Origin of the sequence: Pantoea sp. AS-PWVM4, assembly GCF_000468095.1 — a bacterium.
Lineage (GTDB): Bacteria > Pseudomonadota > Gammaproteobacteria > Enterobacterales > Enterobacteriaceae > Pantoea > Pantoea phytobeneficialis.
In genome coordinates this window covers 278,038-297,180 of record NZ_ASZC01000003.1, presented here as the reverse complement: position 1 = coordinate 297,180, position 19,143 = coordinate 278,038, and the positions used below count along the sequence as shown (strand labels likewise).

Annotated in this window: 19 protein-coding genes; 5 read left to right on the top strand and 14 right to left on the bottom strand. The window is 51.9% G+C overall.

The window, feature by feature from the left end; translation table 11 throughout:
- Window positions 1–166 precede the first annotated feature (166 nt).
- Complete coding sequence (locus L579_RS03955; RefSeq protein ID WP_021182987.1) at window positions 167–445, top strand: hypothetical protein; 279 nt, start codon at window positions 167–169, stop codon at window positions 443–445.
- A gap of 46 nt (window positions 446–491) precedes the next feature.
- On the opposite strand, the gene L579_RS24005 is transcribed toward L579_RS03955, so the two are convergent.
- The 6 genes from L579_RS24005 to copC form a co-directional block, all read right to left on the bottom strand.
- Window positions 492–659: a hypothetical protein gene (locus L579_RS24005; RefSeq protein WP_021182986.1), complete on the bottom strand. Its 168-nt coding sequence runs from the start codon at window positions 657–659 to the stop codon at window positions 492–494.
- A gap of 82 nt (window positions 660–741) precedes the next feature.
- A complete protein-coding gene (locus tag L579_RS03950) occupies window positions 742–1,068 on the bottom strand; it encodes a hypothetical protein (protein ID WP_021182985.1) in 327 nt (108 codons plus the stop codon).
- 215 nt (window positions 1,069–1,283) lie between these two features.
- On the bottom strand, window positions 1,284–2,282 hold the full coding sequence (locus L579_RS03945; protein ID WP_021182984.1) for a glycosyltransferase domain-containing protein: 999 nt from the start codon (window positions 2,280–2,282) through the stop codon (window positions 1,284–1,286).
- 919 nt (window positions 2,283–3,201) lie between these two features.
- Window positions 3,202–3,549 (bottom strand): YebY family protein, encoded by a 348-nt coding sequence (locus tag L579_RS03940; RefSeq protein ID WP_036625101.1) that lies wholly within the window; start codon window positions 3,547–3,549, stop codon window positions 3,202–3,204.
- 33 nt (window positions 3,550–3,582) lie between these two features.
- A complete protein-coding gene (copD, locus tag L579_RS03935) occupies window positions 3,583–4,464 on the bottom strand; it encodes a copper homeostasis membrane protein CopD (protein WP_021182982.1) in 882 nt (293 codons plus the stop codon).
- On the bottom strand, window positions 4,464–4,841 hold the full coding sequence (gene copC / locus L579_RS03930) for a copper homeostasis periplasmic binding protein CopC (RefSeq protein WP_021182981.1): 378 nt from the start codon (window positions 4,839–4,841) through the stop codon (window positions 4,464–4,466). The genes copD and copC overlap by 1 nt, the downstream gene beginning before the upstream one ends.
- A 153-nt stretch (window positions 4,842–4,994) precedes the next feature.
- Here copC and L579_RS03925 point away from each other — a divergent pair, with 153 nt between their 5' ends.
- A complete protein-coding gene (locus tag L579_RS03925) occupies window positions 4,995–5,225 on the top strand; it encodes a DNA polymerase III subunit theta (RefSeq protein WP_021182980.1) in 231 nt (76 codons plus the stop codon).
- Between the two features lie 3 nt (window positions 5,226–5,228).
- Window positions 5,229–5,897, top strand: coding sequence for an exodeoxyribonuclease X (gene exoX, locus L579_RS03920; RefSeq protein WP_021182979.1), 669 nt, complete (start codon window positions 5,229–5,231; stop codon window positions 5,895–5,897).
- Here the strand turns inward: exoX and L579_RS03915 are convergent.
- Both L579_RS03915 and L579_RS03910 read right to left on the bottom strand, forming a co-directional pair.
- Entirely contained in the window at window positions 5,891–7,954 is a 2,064-nt protein-coding gene (locus tag L579_RS03915) for a prolyl oligopeptidase family serine peptidase (protein WP_021182978.1), read from the bottom strand. The two genes, exoX and L579_RS03915, sit on opposite strands and share 7 nt — an antisense overlap.
- A 120-nt stretch (window positions 7,955–8,074) precedes the next feature.
- Complete coding sequence (locus tag L579_RS03910; RefSeq protein ID WP_021182977.1) at window positions 8,075–8,728, bottom strand: tellurite resistance TerB family protein; 654 nt, start codon at window positions 8,726–8,728, stop codon at window positions 8,075–8,077.
- 163 nt (window positions 8,729–8,891) lie between these two features.
- Between L579_RS03910 and purT the strand changes: the two genes are divergently transcribed.
- On the top strand, window positions 8,892–10,070 hold the full coding sequence (purT, locus tag L579_RS03905; RefSeq protein WP_021182976.1) for a formate-dependent phosphoribosylglycinamide formyltransferase: 1,179 nt from the start codon (window positions 8,892–8,894) through the stop codon (window positions 10,068–10,070).
- Window positions 10,071–10,108: 38 nt separating this feature from the next.
- On the opposite strand, the gene L579_RS03900 is transcribed toward purT, so the two are convergent.
- From L579_RS03900 to L579_RS03880, 5 genes are all read right to left on the bottom strand, one after another.
- The gene (locus L579_RS03900; RefSeq protein ID WP_021182975.1) at window positions 10,109–10,747 is read right to left on the bottom strand and encodes a bifunctional 4-hydroxy-2-oxoglutarate aldolase/2-dehydro-3-deoxy-phosphogluconate aldolase; all 639 of its coding nucleotides are present in this window, start codon (window positions 10,745–10,747) and stop codon (window positions 10,109–10,111) included.
- A 141-nt stretch (window positions 10,748–10,888) separates the two neighbouring features.
- Complete coding sequence (gene dhaM / locus L579_RS03895; protein WP_021182974.1) at window positions 10,889–12,313, bottom strand: dihydroxyacetone kinase phosphoryl donor subunit DhaM; 1,425 nt, start codon at window positions 12,311–12,313, stop codon at window positions 10,889–10,891.
- Window positions 12,314–12,344: 31 nt separating this feature from the next.
- Complete coding sequence (dhaL, locus tag L579_RS03890; RefSeq protein WP_021182973.1) at window positions 12,345–12,968, bottom strand: dihydroxyacetone kinase subunit DhaL; 624 nt, start codon at window positions 12,966–12,968, stop codon at window positions 12,345–12,347.
- Window positions 12,969–13,041: 73 nt separating this feature from the next.
- Entirely contained in the window at window positions 13,042–14,106 is a 1,065-nt protein-coding gene (dhaK, locus tag L579_RS03885) for a dihydroxyacetone kinase subunit DhaK (protein WP_021182972.1), read from the bottom strand.
- A gap of 49 nt (window positions 14,107–14,155) precedes the next feature.
- A complete protein-coding gene (locus L579_RS03880) occupies window positions 14,156–14,884 on the bottom strand; it encodes an MIP/aquaporin family protein (protein ID WP_021182971.1) in 729 nt (242 codons plus the stop codon).
- Window positions 14,885–15,331: 447 nt separating this feature from the next.
- On the opposite strand from L579_RS03880, the gene dhaR reads away from it, so the two are divergent.
- Complete coding sequence (dhaR, locus tag L579_RS03875) at window positions 15,332–17,317, top strand: dihydroxyacetone kinase operon transcriptional regulator DhaR (RefSeq protein ID WP_021182970.1); 1,986 nt, start codon at window positions 15,332–15,334, stop codon at window positions 17,315–17,317.
- Between the two features lie 87 nt (window positions 17,318–17,404).
- Here the strand turns inward: dhaR and zwf are convergent, their stop codons facing one another.
- Entirely contained in the window at window positions 17,405–18,880 is a 1,476-nt protein-coding gene (gene zwf / locus L579_RS03870; protein ID WP_021182969.1) for a glucose-6-phosphate dehydrogenase, read from the bottom strand.
- Window positions 18,881–19,143: the final 263 nt, after the last annotated feature.

Below are 19,143 nucleotides of genomic sequence, written 5' to 3'. Positions count from 1 at the left end.
GCATTCCCTGTGAAATCCATATAATAACCAAATAATTCATGCAGTTAAAGCACTCCACTCAGTAACATCTGCCTGAAAATTCCGCAAGATTGGTTAGCATCTACAGACACATATCCAGCGCATCTTTTGCCAGACTTTACCTGAGGTTGTTTGAAGGAGTAAGCCGATGAAAGATTATTATAAAATCGATTTGGAAGACTTCATGCAGAACAATAAGGCTTTGATTGGTGAGATTAAAAGTAAAGCGCCAGTTTACGCCGATGATATGGGGCTGGATGAAGTGCAGTACATAAATCGTGAGGTAAAACGCGCCCATCTGGATTATGTCGAAAGCCTGGGAGTGAAAGACCCTTACGAATACTACATATCCCGGCATGAAGAAGATCGCCCTCTGGCTGAGCAGCTTATTGCCCAGCACCGAAATTCACTTCATACCGCTCGATAACTCTCATCACTTTTGCCACACCACAGGTGTGGCAATGCGTTATCAGCTAACGCGTGATGAAGAAAATAGCGGTCATAAAGCCGATAAATAATACCGCGAAGGTAATAAATCCCAGGCGCGGCGATTTTGCCCGGCCAACCAACGCGGAAATAAACACACATAACAGGGTTAATGTGCCAATCATCACCCAGAGAAGATATTGTGTATTTGCCATCGAGAATCCTTGTATGCAGGCAACCATTTTTTAGCGCCACTCTTATACCATCTTTTGACCGCCAGAGCATGTCGTGCTGTGATTAGCCGGTCTGAGAACCCTGGCAACGAATCGCTTTCAGTGCTTCAAGCTGTTTAAGACGTGCGCTCACTTTGCTATTTGCATTCGCTTTAGCAATACCGTTTCCGATGCCAAAATCGCCCACGAACCCAATGACCGTTAGGGCATCAAATTCACCAGTTTTATCGATTTGTTGTTGCATCGCCTGAGTTTTAGCAATCTCAGTTTGCAACGCTGGACAGTTATAACTTCTTGCTTCTTCATCAGTCACTGCTGGCGCTTGCGGGTATTGTTTCAGTGCACAACCACTGAGGAGCAGGATGGCAAGCAGACATAGAGCTTTGTACACGACGGTTTTCCTGTGGTAATTAGCGGTCCTGTTAAGCTAGCAGTAATGACCTGATCATGTCTGTATTTCTTGATCAACCGGGAAGCACCAAAAAGGGGAAGGCGGGAGCGGAGGGGAAACGTTTTTATAACAAGGGTGATTAACCAGATGGCAGATATTGTTAACGTATTAATGAAAAAAGGAACTCCTTTTCCTCTTTATCTGATTTAAAATAATTAATGCCAGCGCCTGCCTTCTCGCCAACCATGTCTGAGATAATGTTTTACAGCATCTGCACCTGCAGCCGCGACATCTTTATTCAGCGCAAGATAGAGTTCAGGGTCAAAACCTTCAGGTATCATTGAGGGTTTATAAGTGTCGGCTATTTCCTCACCCATCTTTGCCAGGCGCCTGATTTTTTCTTCTAAATCACGCTCGGCGGCTTTTACCGTTTTAATTTTCTCAAAAATTGGCATCGCGCCTGAGAGTGACGACGACCAGGAACGTTTACTAAAATCCCTTGAATTAGTAATGGGCCATTGATGAAAACTCGATTCATGGCTATCAATTACAAGTTTTCTGATGTTATTACCGGTCATCATCTCGGAATAAACCAAAGAAAGCTGGTCGCGTCGGCTATATCTCAAAATTTGCCTGTACCATTCTTCCATAATTTCGATGACATCAGACTCCATGTGATTACGAAGAATCATTCCTGCCCAATACGGCTTGCGGTGTAATGATTCAGGGCAAATTACCTGATAATGGTTCAGTTGCTCAAATACCCTGGCTGAGTCATCAAGTCCTGTCTGAGCGACTTCGAAGAATTCTTCATAAACACTTTCCCGATAAGAATGCATCGGCAAGGTTATGTTGCCATAGCTACAGAACTCCTCAATCAATAATGCCGGATCAACAAGCAACCGCACCGTGTTGTCGATGTATAAAGAGCTTTTAAAATCAGAAAGAAAATGATGTGGATTCACTTTAACCATCCTCTGGCTTCTCACAGAATCCAGAGGAAATACAGGTTTTACCACCCTGATTTCCCAGGTTTCACTGGTAAGCTCATTATCATCGGTAAAGCATATCTTTCTAATCTTTGATTTCTTTGCTTCGCCTTCCAGTTCATTCAGTTTCTCATAGCCACCGAATATTGCTGTGTAAAGACATGCAGAATTGTTATCAAAAATCATAATCGCCCTCAATACTTCAACCACACATAAAAACATCATACATTACCAGCCAAGCGGTTAGAAGAAACATCACCACTTGGTTTATATAACGTTGACATCTGTAATTTTTCAACGTTCTTCGACTAAATTAAAATTTTCGTAATTTTTATTAGTTATTGTATCTGAAGATTTAAAATAACCCTGAGACTGAATGGATACAAAAATGCCTAAACCCCTTCCCACCCCAATCAGGGCGCGTACAGGATGATTAAATCGGCGTATGCCATACCTCGGCATCAATCTAAAAATAATCACCACAGAGATAAATTATTACAATTTACACTATTGATATTTAATAATAACAGCTATGAGCGCAATTTATCATTGCCCCGCAGAATAATCAGCACCAAACCACACTGTTGAGATATCAGGATTGCCACAAATCAATTGAGATCAATCTTATTGCGATCAAAAAATTATTTACCTTTCAATAAGGAAGTATTGCACAAATACGGTTACTGGCAAGTTTCACTCTGGCTATGTTGCTTCTCGTTAACCGCTACAGGCAATGCAACACAAACCCATCTCGTCTCAAAATAGTGAACTCATCATACAGGATGACCATACCAAGCCGGACGGCAAACAGATCCATCGTGGGACATGCTCCAGGCATGGCGGCGTGAGTAGATGTCTGGGACTGGTAGCATCTATCGCATGCAGAGCTAGCTCAACATGCAGACAAAAAAAGACCGAATACGATTCCTGTATCCGGTCCAGGGAAATGGCTCTTAGAGAGCCGTGCGCTAAAAGTTGGCATTAATGCAGGCGAGGTCGCCTTGCCTTTTAAAGGTAGACCAAGGGTGATTATTTTCCAGCCAACTGTCACCGGGCGGGCGGAAAGCTGTCGACTCTGTGATCGCGACGGCAGAATACTTGTGGGATGAGGCGCAGCAGGCTCTGCCGCGCCATGCAGCGGGATTTACTTGTCGCAGAGCGCCTGAGCACGGGCGATAATCGGTTCCAGGCTCATTTTCTGTCCGGGATGGGCTTTATCATCAGCCTGAATTGAGCTGATCGATTCAGTGGTGCCGCGTCCGGACTTTTGGTTCGCTTCCGCTTTATCATTCAACGGGTAACGCAACAAGGTGCTGGGGTTGATGGCGAACAGCGCTCCCCCCTTCTCACAGCTCAACATGACTTCTTCCCGCGTGAACGGCCACTTGTCTTTGCCAATCTCAAAACGGCTGATGGTGATAATTTCAGCAGCCATCGCCTGGCTGCAAAGTGCCATCAGTACACAAGCTGGAATCAGTTTCTTCAGCAAAATGTCGACCTCATACATTCAATCGGTATCAATGATTCAGGCTGGTGCCAGCGTGGCCAACACGCTGACCAACCCAATTACAGCGATCGCCAGCAGCAGCTCAAGCTGCGTCAGACGAATAAAAAGTGTTGCTGCATCGCTTCCGGCCAGACGAAAACGAGGAACCAACCAGTAGCGGTTAATCACAGCAATGGTCACCATCAACATGACCAGCAACACTTTAACAATCAGCAGCGTGCTCCACCATGTGGGCTGCCATTGCAATGGATCACCGGCAATCAACAGGCTGTTGAACATCCCGGTCAGCAACGCCAGCGCAACCGCCAGATGCCCATAGCGAGAGAAACGCATCATGCTGCGGATGGCATCAGTCCGATGGGCTATGTTGCGTGCGTCGCCCATCAGTAGCAGCAGTGGTAGCAAACCACCACTCCAGAACGCGACAGAAATCAGATGCAAAGCGTGGTTTGCCTGCTGCAAGCTTCCCAGCCAGCCATCACGCATCGCCGCGTGTCCCACACCCGCTAATGCGATAAGCTGGAGTAATCCGGTCAGTAACATCAATTGCTGACACAACCTGCCTCGAAGCAATAACGCCAACACGCTCGCTAACGCAAAGAGAATCTCCCAGCGCCACACCCCGCCAAAACGGGTGCTCAGTACTGCCAGCCAGGTTTCTGCATCGGACACATTGCGCCAGTCACCGCTCATCAGGCCTGTTTGCGTCGCCAGCATTAACACTGCCGCCAGCAAACTCACCAGTGCGCTTAACGCCAGGATGCCACGCAGACGAAACGCCAGTACCGGACGAAAACGCGCCGGCGCCAGCAGTGCGGTGTAAAACGCACTGCCAGTCAGCAATAATACCGACAAAAAGTGGATCGCCCGCAGGCTAACCCACAGCGTGCTTAGCCCCATTACTTCACGCTAAACTGATAACTACCTTTGGTTTTATGACCATCAACCGAGAGCACATGCCAGTTCACCTGATAACTGCCCGTTGGCAGTGGCTGACTCAGCGGTACAATCAGTTGATCATGTTGCTTTGCGTTAATCTGAGCTTTCCCAACCGGTACGGTCTGATTCTGTGCATTGCGGATTTCAACGCCGCTAAATGCCGGTTCGACATCTTCGGTAAACGTCAGAGTTAACGACTTGGGTGAAGCATCAACGGTAGATTTGTCAGCCGGAACCGGCGTTTTAAGGTGGGCATGCGCCAGCGCAAACTGACTGAAGGCCAGCGCGGATGACGCCAGCAACAGCGCCGCCAGGCGGCTTAATCTCGTCTTCTTCATCAGGCTATCCTCTTTTTTACGGCAATCTGCCGCAAGCGTGGCAGCAGGATACGCTGCTGTTCCGCAGGTGTCGATACCTGCAATGCGATCCCTTTTCCCTTGATCCTGAACGGGGAAAACATTACTTTTGCCCCTGTTTATCAGGAGAAAAACATGAGTCAAAACCTTGCCCTGCTGTCGCAGGAAGAGAAAGACAAAGTGAATGTCGATCTGGCAGCCGCTGGCGTGGCGTTTAAAGAGCGCTACAACATGCCGGTGGTGGCGGATTTGGTCGAAAGGGAGCAACCGGAAGCGCTGCGTGATTGGTTTCGCCAGCGTCTGATGCAATATCGTCAGGCGTCACTCAGCCTTTCTCGCCTGCCCTACGAACCGAAGCAGAAATAAGCCATGCTACGCGTAATCGATACCGAAACCTGCGGTTTACAGGGTGGAGTGGTTGAAGTGGCATCCGTGGATGTGATTGACGGGCAGATCCTCAATCCGATGAGTGATCTGATCTGCCCGGATCGCCCCATCAGCCGCCAGGCGATGGCCGTGCATCGCATCACTGAAGCGATGGTCGTGGGGAAACCCACCATTGAGCAGGCAATCGGTCGCTACCACGGCAGCCCCCATTACGTCGCGCACAACGCCAGTTTTGACAGGCGAATGCTACCGGAAATGCCGGGGCAGTGGATTTGCACTATGACGCTGGCGCGTCAACTTTGGCCCGGTCAGAAATACGGTAACCAGGCCCTGCGTCACAGCCTGAAACTGGACGTCACCCCGCCCGCCAATTTGCACGCGCACCGCGCGCTGTACGATTGTTACGTCACCGCGGCGTTGCTGATTCGCATCATGGAGAAGTCTGGTTGGGATGCTGAGCAGATGGTCAGCCGTTGCCAGCCCGCGCCGGTGGCCGATGATGTGTTCCCGTTTGGAAAATATCGCGGGCAAAGTATCGGCAGCGTGGCGCGCAAAGATCCCGGTTATCTGCGCTGGGTGCTGGAGAATGTGCGCGATTTGCGCCCACCACTGCGGCAGGCGCTGCGCAAGTACGTCAAAAATGATCAGTAGTCATGACGGTCTGGCAGAACACCCTGCGCCAGACCAATCAGGAAGGTAAACTCCTGCGCGACCCCTTCATAGGATTTAAAACGGCCTGATTTGCCACCGTGACCAGAATCCATATCGGTGCACAACAACAGCAACGTATCGTTGGTTTTTAGCTCGCGCAATTTCGCCACCCATTTTGCCGGTTCCCAGTACTGTACCTGTGAATCGTGCAGGCCGGTGGTCACCAGCAAATGCGGATAGTCTTGTGCGGCCACGTTATCATACGGGCTGTATTGTCGGATGCTGTGATAATACGCCTCCTCCTCTGGATTGCCCCATTCATCATATTCCCCGGTAGTCAGCGGGATGGAAGGGTCCAGCATGGTGGTCACCACATCTACAAATGGCACCTGCGCCACCACGCCATGATAAAGCTGTGGAGCCATATTGATCACCGCGCCCATCAATAATCCCCCGGCACTGCCCCCCATCGCGTATAACCGTTGCGGGTGACCAAATCCCTTCGCAACCAGCGCTTCCGTGACGTCAATAAAGTCAGTGAAGGTGTTCATCTTGTTGTGCAGCCGGCCATCGTCATACCATTGCTGACCCAGCTCGCCACCGCCCCGCACATGGATAATCGCATAGACAAAGCCACGCTCCAGCAAACTGATGCGGCTGGTGCCGAAGCTGGCGTCCATGCTGCTGCCATAAGCACCATAGCCATAAACCAACATCGGGTTATTGCCCGTCTGGAAGTGCTTACGATGGTAGACCAGCGAAACCGGAACTTCCGTGCCATCGCGAACGGTTATCCAGTGATGTTCACTTTTATAATCATCCGGATTGAAGCCCGGGACCGGCGTCTGCTTCAGCACGCGCCGTTCGCCGCTTTCCATGTTGAGTTCAAATAACGTCGTTGGGGTGGTCATTGACGAGTAGCCGTAGCGCAACGTATCGCTCTCCGGCGTTGGATTGTAGGCCAACCAGGTCACATAGGTGGGATCGTCAAAAGCAATGCCGGTGCTCTCACCGCTTTCCCAATGAATCTGACGCAGACTGGTCATCCCACGCGAGCGCTCTTCTACCACCAGCCAATGTTTAAACAGCTGAAAATCTTCCAGAACCACCTGATCGCGAGCCGGAATCAGCGTCTGCCAGCGATTTTCCGCCAACCAGGCGCTGCGGTATAAACCGAAATTCTTCCCTTCACGATTCGAACGAATATAAAACTGATGATTGTAGTGATCGATGGTGTATTCATGGTCGCGACGGCGTGGGCAAAAGACCTGGGGTTGAGCATCAGGATATTCCGCATCGATCAGCTGAATCTCGCTGGTGGTGGTGCTAAACAGCGCAATCAGGATGAAGTGTTCAGAGGTGGTTTTGTGCACGCTGAGATGGAACGTATCATCCTTCTCCTCGTAGACCAGTTGATCATCAGATTGCGGATGCCCTAATTCGTGACGCCAAACCTGATAAGCCAGCAAAGTCTTGGGATGTTTACGCACGTAATAGACGGTACGCGAATCATTGGCCCAGGCGAGGCTGGAAGAGGCATCACTCAGCACCTCGGGATACCAGCTGCCACTGACCAGGTTGCGAAAGCGAATGCCATACTGGCGGCGAGAAAGAAAATCCTCCGCCAATGCCATCACCTGATTATCCGGGCTAATCGCCAGCGCCCCCATAGTGTAAAAATCGCTGTGCGACGCGCGCTGATTACCATCAAGCAGCAATTGCCATTCGGCATCGAGATCAGCTTCTTTCGGCTGGCGATAATAGGCCGGATATTCATTGCCGGTTTCATAACGACTCTGGTAACGGTAGCCGTTTTTCACGTAGGGCACCGAATGATCCTGCTGAGGAATGCGGTCGATAATCTCTTTCAGCACCCGATCCTGTAGTGACGCCTGCGTAGCCATCATCGCTTTGCCATAGTCATTCTCAGCATGCAAATAGTCGAGCACCTCGGGATTTTCCCGATCATCATCACGTAGCCAGAAATAATTGTCGGTGCGAGTTTCCCCATGCAGGGTCATTTGGTGAGGGACTTTTTTTGCCTGAGGCTGATTCATAATGGTTCATTTCCCTGAAGAGACAACATTGTGCAAGCGTGGCACCGATCGCGCAGGAAGCCAAGCCATTGAGTACAAGGAAAATGTAAAACAAGGCCACCCAGGTGGCCTGTGCGAGGGTTAACTGGCGGGTAAGCTGGCTTTTTCAGCAGCGAGATCTTTTTGCATTTCGTCGCGGACATCCTGCGGGATCTTTAAGGCATCGCCCAATGCGGTGAGGTAACTGCGTTCCATAAAGTGGTCGACATCAATGGCTGCGCAACTGAGAAAATAGAGTTCCAGTGCCTCTTCTTCATTTTTCACATCAGCCGCCAGCCAGTGCGGATCGAGCGGGCGGTTCATCGCCTGCTGAATCAGGGCTTCCGCTTGCGTGCCGTAACCCGCCTGATGAATATTCTGCTCAATCGCCGCACGTTCACGATCGTCGATATGCCCATCACTCTTGGCCGCAAACACCAGGGCGGTAACCAACCGTTCAGCACGCTGATCCAGCGGCGTTTGCACCTGGCCGAAACCCGGTTGATCCTGATGGGTTTCACGTACCCGTTGCTTATATTTATTCCACAGCACGGCACCCGCTGCGGCTCCACCGCCAATAATCAACGCCTGCCCACCGTACTTGGTCAGCAACTTACGGGAGGATTTGCTGGCAATCAGCAAACCCGCCAGCCCACCTAACGCCCCCGGTGCCAGCATGTCGCTTAACCCGCTACCCTTACCGCTGCTTCCCTGCTTTTTCAGTACCGATTGAATTTGCTGCAACCAGTTATTCATCGTTTAACTCCTGTTTAAGATCCGGGTTTCACATGCTGCCGCAGTGGATGTCAGGAAACGTCAGAACGACGCAAAGTAAGGCAAACGTTGCCGTGCTGAAAAGATGAGAACGCAAACGTTTTCGTATATACTGCGCGCGCATTTTGACTGCTAAGGTGAAATTATGACGACTCTCGGAACCGCGCTGCGTCCTGCCGCAACGCGTGTCATGCTGTTAGGTTCAGGCGAGCTGGGTAAAGAAGTGGCACTGGAGTGCCAGCGTCTGGGTGTGGAAGTGATTGCTGTCGATCGCTACGCCGATGCGCCTGCTATGCATGTTGCCCATCGCAGCCATGTCATTAACATGCTGGACGGCGACGCATTGGCCGCGCTGATTGCCCAGGAGAAACCGGATTTCGTGGTGCCGGAAATCGAAGCCATCGCCACCGAAAAACTGCTTGAGCTGGAGCAGCAAGGGCAAAAAGTGGTGCCCACCGCGCGCGCCGCGCGTCTGACTATGAATCGTGAAGGGATTCGTCGTCTGGCTGCCGAGGAACTGGCATTGCCGACTTCCACCTACCAATTTGCCGACAGCAAAGAAAACTTTGTTGCCGCCGCCAACGCCATTGGTTTTCCATGCATCGTCAAGCCGGTGATGAGTTCTTCCGGTAAAGGCCAGAGTTTTATTCGTGAAGCCAGCCAGCTCGACAAGGCCTGGGATTATGCGCAACAAGGTGGGCGCGCCGGTGCCGGTCGTGTCATTGTTGAAGGCGTGGTGAAGTTCGATTTCGAAATCACGCTGCTGACCATCAGCGCTGTCGATGGCATTCATTTCTGTGCCCCGATCGGCCATCGTCAGGAAGATGGCGATTACCGTGAATCCTGGCAACCCCAGCAAATGAGCGACCTCGCCCTGCAACGCGCGCAAGCTATCGCGGAAAAAGTGGTTAAGGCGCTGGGTGGTTACGGCCTGTTTGGCGTGGAATTGTTCGTGTGTGGCGATGAAGTGATCTTTAGCGAAGTGTCACCGCGTCCACACGATACCGGCATGGTAACGCTGATTTCTCAGGATCTGTCTGAGTTCGCGCTGCACGTCCGTGCCTTCCTCGGTTTACCGGTTGGCGGTATTCGTCAGTATGGCCCAGCGGCCAGCGCGGTGATTTTGCCGCAACTGGAAAGCACCAATGTACGCTTCGTAAATGTTGAAGCGGCACTGGGTGCGGGCTTGCAGTTACGTTTGTTCGGTAAGCCGGAAATCGCCGGTCAACGCCGTCTGGGCGTGGCGCTCGCCACCGGTGAGAATACCGATGACGCCGTTGCTCGCGCTATCAAAGCCGCAGCCGCGGTGAAAGTCGAAGGTTAACACCTGATGCGGTGAGCACCCGGCTCACCGCTCATCACTTATTTCGCGCCCGCTACCGCTTCGCGAGCCAGATGGGTAATACGATCCCAGTCACCCGCCTCCAGCGCATCGTTCGGCACCAGCCATGAGCCGCCAATACACAGCACGCTCTTCAGCGCCAGATAGTCACGATAGTTAGCCAGTGAGATACCGCCAGTTGGGCAGAAACGTACTTGTGGGAAGGGTCCGCCAATCGCCTGCAACGCTTTCACGCCACCGTTGGCCTCCGCCGGGAAGAATTTAAACTCGCGCAGACCGTAATCCATACCCGTCATCAGCTCGGATACGGTGCTGATACCCGGAATCAACGGCACCGGGCCTTCTACGGCCGCTTTCAGCAGCGGTTCGGTGATACCGGGGCTGATGACAAACTGCGCGCCCGCGTCGGTCACTTCTTTTAACTGCTGGGGGTTGATAACAGTTCCCGCCCCGACAATCGCTTCCGGAACTTCTTTAATCATGGCACGCAGCGCATCCATCGCCACTGGCGTGCGCAGGGTCACTTCCAGCACGCGAACACCGCCCGCCACCAGCGCTTTAGCCATGGGTACGGCGTGTTCGAGTTTGTTTACCACAATCACCGGAACAACCGGTCCGGTGGTCAGGATCTGTTCTGCACTTGTTTTCCAGTTTTTCATCACGTTTCCTAAGGGTTTCAGTCAGGCCGTAGCTGGCCCGCAGGATGTTCCTGAGCATTACCATACAAGATCGGCGTGACTTACGTCTATCGGTGACGCCAGGTTTTTGAAACCACGGTTCAATTCAGGATGATGAAAAGGTTATACCGCCATGATCTCGCCGGAATCCGTTGCCAGCTGCACCCGCGTGCCGTCCTGCCATTGTCTGGTACGCTTGCCTTTGCGATCGATAAACACCGCTATCCCGCGTGCGGCGGCCAAAATCGCCGCATGAGATTGGGCACCGATGGTGGTAAAACAGACGCCCTCGGTCAGCGTGTTGTCTAAGGCCATAATTTCCGAGGGCAAGAGATAATTAGCGATAATTAATGTGGGCGAATGCGCTGGCGGCAGAGTAGACAGAGGATGGCCGAGCAACAGCCCCAGCACCCGCATCCCAACGTCATAAACATCGATATACCGTTCACGCAGATACGTATCCTCAATCGCCCGGTATTCATCGGCCATCTGGCTAATCACGCCAAGCCACAACTGCTCGACAGGTGCTGGTTGTTGCTCCAGCCGTTCAAGGGTGGTGTCGAACAACTCGCCATCTTCCAACATCATCTGGTGTGCGGAAAAAATTGCCGCCTCATTGTCCGTCAGTTGCTCAGTTGTGGTGGCAATCAATATCTCCAGTTCCTGCTTCGCCGCCGCAATCGCCTGACTCAGCCGGGCAATTTCGACGTCTTTTGCGGCCGCTGCACGTTGCGTCAATTGTGGCAGGCCACGTTCGATGCGGCAGATCGTCACCGCCAGCACGTCGGACTTTTTTTTCACCACCGCCTCGGGTACCGCGTTGTCATCGCCGAATTGCGTTGCTGCCAGCGCGGCAAATGCATCGATTGCCTGCTGCGCCTCGGGTCCAAGAGCGTGCAACGTAATGACATCACCACATTTGATACCCAACAGCGCCACATTGTTCATGCTCTTGGCATTCAACACACGGTCGCCATTGACGATTTGTACCTCCGCATCAAATTGATTCAGACAACGGGCAATCGCCGATGCCGGACGGGCGTGAATGCCGGTCGGATTGGTTACTGTCCAGGAAAAGCTTTTGCTGTCGTTATGCGTATCAGTTGCCCCCTCCGGGAGCGACATAGTTGGCAACGCCTCGCTCTGCCCCAACTGGGCGTACTTTGCTGTCAGCGCCTGATGTGCCTCCGCCATCACCTGTTCAACCGATAGCCCGGATGCCGCCGCGACCGCTGCCGCCACCGTGCCTTCCACCAGCGGCGCGGCGCAAATCTGCACCCGTGCCATCTTTTCCTCGCCAAGCAGCTCTTTCGCCATGTCGGTACTGAGGATCGCGCTTCCCATATCGACCATCACCAGCACATCGTCATCCAGCACCTCCTCAATGGCCATCATCACCGCGACCGGATCAGTACCAATCGGGTTTTCAGGATCATCAATGCCAGCCGCGAGGGCGAACTTTACTTTTCCCTGAGTCATTTGTGACGCCAGCTCAATCACGCCTTCAGCCAGCTTCCTGCTATGCGAAACCACCACAATATTAACCATAGTTGGATCACCTTATTGAGGACCACGTTTGTTAGCCAACAACCTCACAAAGTGTTTTAAATAACAGATAACTGGAGGTCGCACCGGGGTCCTGGTGTCCGATAGAACGTTCACCAAGATAACTGGCACGCCCTTTTCCGGCCCGCATCGGAATGGTGCTTTTCATCGCGGCCTCGGCCACCACTAACGTGCTATTCAATGCACTGGTCAGCGGTGCTTCCTGCTGGGTTTGCAACGATGAGACGATGGCTGACAACGTATCCACCATGGTTTTATCACCCGGGTGTGCCATCCCGCGTGCGATGATCCGCTCCGTGCCTTCGCGGTACAGGTTGTATAAATCCGTCACCGTTAATTCTTCTTTCGCCATGACACATTCGGCGGCTTTCAGGAAAAAAGTGCCATAGAGTGGCCCGCTGGCACCGCCAATGCTCGACAACAACACCATCCCGGTATTTTTCAAAATGGTGCCAATATCCTTATCTTCCAGCGTCGGCAGTTTCTCTTTTACCTTTTTGAAGCCACGATTCATGTTCAACCCGTGATCGGCATCGCCGATTTCGCGGTCCAGATTGGTCAGAAACTCTTGCTGCTGCTCAAAAACCGTTGCTGAGGCATCCAGCCAATCAATCACCTGTTTTTTGCTTACGACCATTGTTATCCCCCACAGAATGCTCTCTTCCCGCGTCACAGCGGTCTGGCTTTACTGACCAGACCGCGACACCAGGTTACATTTTCCAGCGTAGCGCTGGGGTGCTGACCGGAAAATCCCACAACGTCAGCATCTCTTCGTCAACTTTCAACAGCGTGATCGATACCCCCTGCATGTCGATGGAGCTACAGAACGTCCCCACCAGGTTGCGGGCGATATGGATGTTGCGCGCGGTCAGGATTTCTGCCGTTTTGCGGTACACCGCATACAGCTCTGATAACGGCGTGCCACCCAACCCATTGACCAGCACAATCACGCTGTCCTGTTCATTTAACGGCTCGGTAGTCTGGCTGTTTTCCACCCACTCGCCTTTATCACCGTCCCACTGCCGCAACACGCGACTGTAGGGCGTATTGTCGAGAATTTCGTTGAGCATCTCTGTGACCAGGGTATCGCAGTCACTGTACTTCTCGCGGCGGATACCCGGTTCACCGTGGATACCAATACCAAATTCAATTTCATCATCAGCTAAATCAAAACTTGCCCGGCCCGCAGCGGGCACCGTACAGGCCGACAATGCCACACCGATTGAACGCCCACGGTTACCAATACGCGTCGCCAGTTGCACGCATTCATCCAGGCTGTAACCCTCTTCCGCCGCTGCGCCCAGAATTTTCTCTGCCAGCACCGTCGTGGCAACACCACGACGACCTGCGGTGTACAGGCTATCTTTCACCGCCACGTCATCGTCAATCACCGCCACCTGTACCGGAATGCCCTCGCCATGCAGCAATTCAGCAGCGGTTTCAAAGTTAAGAATGTCGCCGGTGTAATTTTTAATCAGCAACAGGATGCCATTATCGCTGTTGACCTTTTGCGCGCATTCGTACATCTGATCGGGAGTTGGCGAGGTAAAAATATGTCCGGGGCAGGCACCGTCCAACATGCCAAAACCGACAAATCCACCGTGCATCGGTTCATGCCCTGACCCACCACCGGAAATCAGTGCAACCTTCGGTTTATCGGTGCGGCGACAGACATAGAAAGGTTCGATATTGACCGTTAATTCCGGATGCGCCAGGGCAAAGCCTTCAAGTTGTTCCCTGACAACATCATCAACCTTGTTGATTAACTTTTTCATCAATCTTTCCTCGTCATGTCCCCAGGCCGGTGCGGCCTGGGGGCGACTGTTATGGGGTAGATAAGAGAGGTAATAAGAATTTGTATAATAGAGAGCCGACCGCACCGCCAATTAATGGACCGACAATCGGCACCCAGGCATAGCTCCAATCGGAACCGCCTTTGTTTTTGATCGGCAATAACGCATGCGCGATACGCGGGCCAAGGTCACGCGCCGGGTTGATCGCATAGCCGGTAGGTCCGCCTAATGACAAACCGATACTCCACACCAACACGCCGACCGCATAAGGCCCAAAACCACCGGCAATACCGTTGTGCGAGTTGAAAATCGCCAACACGCCGAATACCAGCATCGCAGTACCGATAATTTCAGTGACCAGGTTCCATTTATAGTCGCGGATAGCAGGACCGGTACAGAAAGTGGCGAGAATTAAGCCGGGATCATCGGAAACATCATAATGGCGCTTATACGTCAGCCAGACGAGGATGGCGCCAAGAAACGCACCCACCAGTTGGCCGAGCATGTAAACCAGCACCATTCCCGATGGAATGCCGCCCTGAAGCCAGACAGCCAATGTCACTGCCGGATTGAGATGCGCGCCGCTGATCCAGCCGACGGCGTAAACAGCGACCGTCACCGCAAAACCCCACCCTGCGGTAATCACAATCCAGCCGCTACTTCCTCCCTTGGTTTGTTTTAAGACCACGTTGGCCACCACACCGTCGCCAAGCAGAATCAACAGCATGGTGCCGACCATTTCTGATAAAAAGATGTTCATCTTCCTTTCCTTTTATTAACAGTTGATATAACTGGTCGTCTTATGCAAGAACATGCTGAGAATAGAAAGGGAGAAAAAGGCTGTAAAAAATATTTTTTTGTTTAATTCAGAAACGTTATTTTTTCCGGGAAGGTTGCAAAAAGAAACATAATGGCGGATGAAAACAGGGTTATTTGAACCCGGTCATACTGTATTCAAAGATGTGAGACATTTCACATCAGCTGTTTAAATAAATAAAAAACAAATTAAATACAATTGGTTAGTTTAAAATAATCGTGAACATTGATGCGGGAAACTATTTCCAGATCGCTGTCACAATTTGGCACGCTGCTTTACCGGGAAGCGTCAAAATACACTACATATAGCGTTATGCTCCGCGCCAGTGATCGGCTCTTACCCTGACAGACTCAATTAATAGCTGGGCCATTTTCAGCAGGAAGGCAATGCATGCGTCTCAATATGAAAGCAATATGGCGGGCATTCATCGCCAAGGACCCGGAGTTATATAACAACCTCACCAGTCTGGACCGCCCGGACATCAAACCCTGGCTGAAACAATCCTGGCTGCGTTGCCGACGCCTGTTGCGTCACGATCACTGGCCACAACAACTTTATGCCCGAGGCATAACCTTTGAGTCGCTGTGTCGCAACCAATCCGAAATGCTGAATATCTCATCCCCCATCATCGAAGATATTTTCGAATATCTTGATGCGCCGGATTGCGCCATCTTCGTGACCGACGAAACCGGTTGCACGTTGAAGTTTTATGCTACGCCGTCGATGGCGATCAGGCTGGCACCGCTCGGGATTCGCGAAAGCATTTATTGGCGCGAAGGCATGATGGGCAATAACGCCATCTCCAGCGCATTGTTGTTGCATGAAACCCTCAGCATCAAGGGCTATGAACATTTCAACCGACATCTGCACCCGTTTGAGATCTGCGCCGCACCGGTGTTCGGCAGCGACAGTACGCTGATGGGGGCGGTGGGGATTATTTTACTTAGCGCTCAGGAGAGCGCCCCGGCGCTGGGGTTGGCGCTGGTGCATTCAATTGAGCAACAGATCACCGCCAAACTGAATACCGATTTGATTCTGGCTGAATCCAATCAACATCTCAGCGAAGTTCACGCCCTGCTGGATGGCGTGGAGGAAGGGGTACTGGCATGGGATAATAAAGGCACTATCCTCTATCTCAATATCCACGGTAGCGACCTGTTCGGGGTCAAAAGTGAAAAAATTCTCGGCAAAAATATTCACGATATCATCAAGCTACCGCAAAGCATTCTCAATGCGATCGCTCACAATCGTGAGGTCGATTTATTTGAAACCGCCATCGAATTTGCGGGTACCTTCATCTCTCTGGCGATTTCACTGAAAATCGTCAAGGGACCGAACAATACCTCGGATCGTTATATCGCCCTGATGCACCCGATTGACCGCATCCGCGAACTGGTCCATCGCCATAGCGGTATTGGTGCTCGGCTCACCTTTGATGATCTTGATTATGTCGGCACCTCAAATACCATTCGCCGCGTGGTGCGCCTGGCGCAACAGGCGGCGAAAGGTCGAGGTTCGGTGCTGCTGCATGGTGAGGAAGGGTTGGGTAAGTCCTATCTGGCTCAGGCCATTCATAATGCCAGCGAGCGTCAGGATAAGCCCTTTATCACCATCAACTGCCAGGCAATCCCGCGCGAAACCATGACCAGTGAGTTTCTCGGCGGCATCGTCAATGGCGACAAGCATGTGATCTCAAAGTTTGAACTGGCCAAAGGCGGCACGCTTTTGTTGGAGAATGTGGAGTACCTGACCACCGAAGTCCAGACCGCCCTGCTGCAACTGCTGAAAACCGGCTTGCTGAGTAAGGCCAACCAATTGCTGGTACCGTTGGATGTACGGCTAATCACCACCACCAGCGTCGATATTAATCAGTACGTGGATGAAAACCGTTTTCGCCGCCATTTGCTGTATGAATTGCAGTCGTTCGATATCCATATCCCCCCTTTGCGCGAACGCAGTGAAGATATTCCGGCGCTGATTAAACGTTATCTGAAGATCATGAGCCGTGAAGTCGACAGCAATCTGTCGTTGTCAGAGGATGCGCTGCAACTGTTGACGCGTTACAGCTGGCCGGGAAATAACCGCGAGTTACGCAATGTGCTCGAGCGGGCTTTTAGTTACAGCGATGGCGCGGTAATCCGCGTGAAAGATATTCCCCTGGCGCTGATTGAACGCATTCGCGATCTGGCTACGGTCCCGCCGTCGAATGGATTGCATAGCCTCATCGATATGGAACGTGATGCGTTAATTAAAGCCGCCGTCCAGTGTCAGGGTAAAGCCATAAAGATTACTCAGACGCTGAAGATCAGCCGCACCTCATTATGGCGCAAGCTGAAAGCCTTCAATATTCATCTGGAGGATTATAAATCACGTTGAGTGAAGGCATATTCCGTAGCGGCACGATTTATCGTGCGCGTTTTTCACGCACGAGATTGCGCGAAAAATCGCGCCGCTACCATTCTGTTACTCGAACTCGTTCCAGGAACGACCGTCGCGGGTGATCATCGCCACAGAGGCAACCGGACCCCAGGTACCTGCCTGATAAGGTTTCGGTGCATCCGCATCGGCGCTCCATGCGTCCATGATGGAGTCAACCCAGGTCCATGCCGCTTCCACTTCATCACGACGCACAAACAGCGCCTGAATGCCACGCATGGTTTCCAGCAGCAGGCGCTCATAAGCATCCGCCAGATGGGACTGATTGAAGGTTTCAGAGTAGCTGAGGTCCAGTTTGGTGGTCTGCAATTTGTGTTTATGATCCAGACCCGGCACCTTGTTCAGGATCTCGATATCCACACCTTCATCCGGTTGCAGACGAATCGTCAGCTTGTTCTGCGGCAATTCAGCGTAGGAATCTTTGAACAGGTTCATTTCCGGGTTCTTGAAGTAGACCACCACTTCAGAACACTTGGTCGGCAGACGCTTACCGGTGCGCAGGTAGAACGGCACGCCTGCCCAGCGCCAGTTGTCGATATCGACACGGATCGCCACGAAGGTTTCGGTCGCGCTCTGCTTATTCGCGCCCTCTTCCTCCAGGTAGCCAGGAACTTTTTTACCCTGGACGAAACCGGCGGTGTACTGGCCGCGCACGGTTTTGTCACGCACGTTGCTCTGGTCGATACGACGCAGCGAACGCAGCACTTTAACCTTCTCATCACGAATCGCATCGGCGCTCAGATCAGACGGCGGTGACATCGCGATCATGGTCAGGATTTGCAGCAGATGGTTCTGGATCATGTCACGCATCTGGCCTGCTTTGTCGAAGTAACCCCAACGGCCTTCGATACCAACCTCTTCAGCCACGGTAATCTGTACGTGGTCGATAGTGCGATTGTCCCAGTTATTCACAAAGATCGAGTTGGCAAAACGCAGGGCCAGCAGGTTCAATACCGTTTCTTTACCAAGGTAATGGTCGATACGGAAAACCTGGCTCTCTTCGAAGTATTTACCGACGCTGTCGTTAATCTCCTGAGAGGTTTCCAGTGAGGTACCCAGCGGCTTTTCCATCACCACGCGTGCCGGTTTGGCGTTCAGTTTGGCTGAACCCAGGCCTTCACAAATCGCACCAAAGGTGCTCGGCGGCATCGCGAAGTAGTTAATGGTGACGCGATTTTTCTGGTCGAGCATTTTGCCCAGACGAGAGAAATGCGAGGTGTCGTTGACGTCGAGGTTACAGAAGTCGAGACGGCTGCTGAGTTTGTCCCACAGCGCTTCATCGATCTTCTCTTTCATGAAGGTTTCCAGCGCTTCACGTACCACTTTGGTATACGCGTCTTTGTCCCACTCCGCGCGCCCCACACCAATGATCCGTGTGGTTTCATGAATCTGACCGGCTTTTTCCAGCTGATACAGTGAAGGCAACAGTTTCCGGCGCGCAAGATCGCCTTTGGCACCGAAAATCACCAGATCGCATGCCTGGGCTGTTTGTGTTACCGCCATTTTCCTCTCCTCGTTGCAGGATATACCCGGTCGAGCGTCCTCATTTACCGGGTCCTTATTGTAATTTTCTTACAGCACAATGTACTTTTTTCCCGGTTCCAGGACAACCCGAACGGGGGTGTTGCATCAGATAACTCTGCACGCCATTTGCGACTAACGTGTGTTGTCGCGTGCGCTTTCGGCGCTTTTTTCTGTTTCGCGATTTGTCGGGGAAAACCTGGTGCGCGTCAAAGTATGACAAAAAAATCACGTTTACATTTATC

What these genes read in the sequence shown, in the direction of transcription:
- L579_RS03880 (WP_021182971.1), bottom strand. Translation starts at nt 14,884, where the DNA reads ATGAACATCTTTTTATCAGAAATGGTCGGCACCATGCTGTTGATTCTG.
- L579_RS03915 (WP_021182978.1), bottom strand. Translation starts at nt 7,954, where the DNA reads ATGAATCAGCCTCAGGCAAAAAAAGTCCCTCACCAAATGACCCTGCAT.
- L579_RS03910 (WP_021182977.1), bottom strand. Translation starts at nt 8,728, where the DNA reads ATGAATAACTGGTTGCAGCAAATTCAATCGGTACTGAAAAAGCAGGGA.
- dhaM (WP_021182974.1), bottom strand. Translation starts at nt 12,313, where the DNA reads ATGGTTAATATTGTGGTGGTTTCGCATAGCAGGAAGCTGGCTGAAGGC.
- purT (WP_021182976.1), top strand. Translation starts at nt 8,892, where the DNA reads ATGACGACTCTCGGAACCGCGCTGCGTCCTGCCGCAACGCGTGTCATG.
- L579_RS24005 (WP_021182986.1), bottom strand. Translation starts at nt 659, where the DNA reads ATGGCAAATACACAATATCTTCTCTGGGTGATGATTGGCACATTAACC.
- exoX (WP_021182979.1), top strand. Translation starts at nt 5,229, where the DNA reads ATGCTACGCGTAATCGATACCGAAACCTGCGGTTTACAGGGTGGAGTG.
- copC (WP_021182981.1), bottom strand. Translation starts at nt 4,841, where the DNA reads ATGAAGAAGACGAGATTAAGCCGCCTGGCGGCGCTGTTGCTGGCGTCA.
- L579_RS03900 (WP_021182975.1), bottom strand. Translation starts at nt 10,747, where the DNA reads ATGAAAAACTGGAAAACAAGTGCAGAACAGATCCTGACCACCGGACCG.
- L579_RS03955 (WP_021182987.1), top strand. Translation starts at nt 167, where the DNA reads ATGAAAGATTATTATAAAATCGATTTGGAAGACTTCATGCAGAACAAT.
- zwf (WP_021182969.1), bottom strand. Translation starts at nt 18,880, where the DNA reads ATGGCGGTAACACAAACAGCCCAGGCATGCGATCTGGTGATTTTCGGT.
- dhaK (WP_021182972.1), bottom strand. Translation starts at nt 14,106, where the DNA reads ATGAAAAAGTTAATCAACAAGGTTGATGATGTTGTCAGGGAACAACTT.
- L579_RS03925 (WP_021182980.1), top strand. Translation starts at nt 4,995, where the DNA reads ATGAGTCAAAACCTTGCCCTGCTGTCGCAGGAAGAGAAAGACAAAGTG.
- dhaL (WP_021182973.1), bottom strand. Translation starts at nt 12,968, where the DNA reads ATGGTCGTAAGCAAAAAACAGGTGATTGATTGGCTGGATGCCTCAGCA.
- copD (WP_021182982.1), bottom strand. Translation starts at nt 4,464, where the DNA reads ATGGGGCTAAGCACGCTGTGGGTTAGCCTGCGGGCGATCCACTTTTTG.
- L579_RS03945 (WP_021182984.1), bottom strand. Translation starts at nt 2,282, where the DNA reads ATGATGTTTTTATGTGTGGTTGAAGTATTGAGGGCGATTATGATTTTT.
- dhaR (WP_021182970.1), top strand. Translation starts at nt 15,332, where the DNA reads ATGCGTCTCAATATGAAAGCAATATGGCGGGCATTCATCGCCAAGGAC.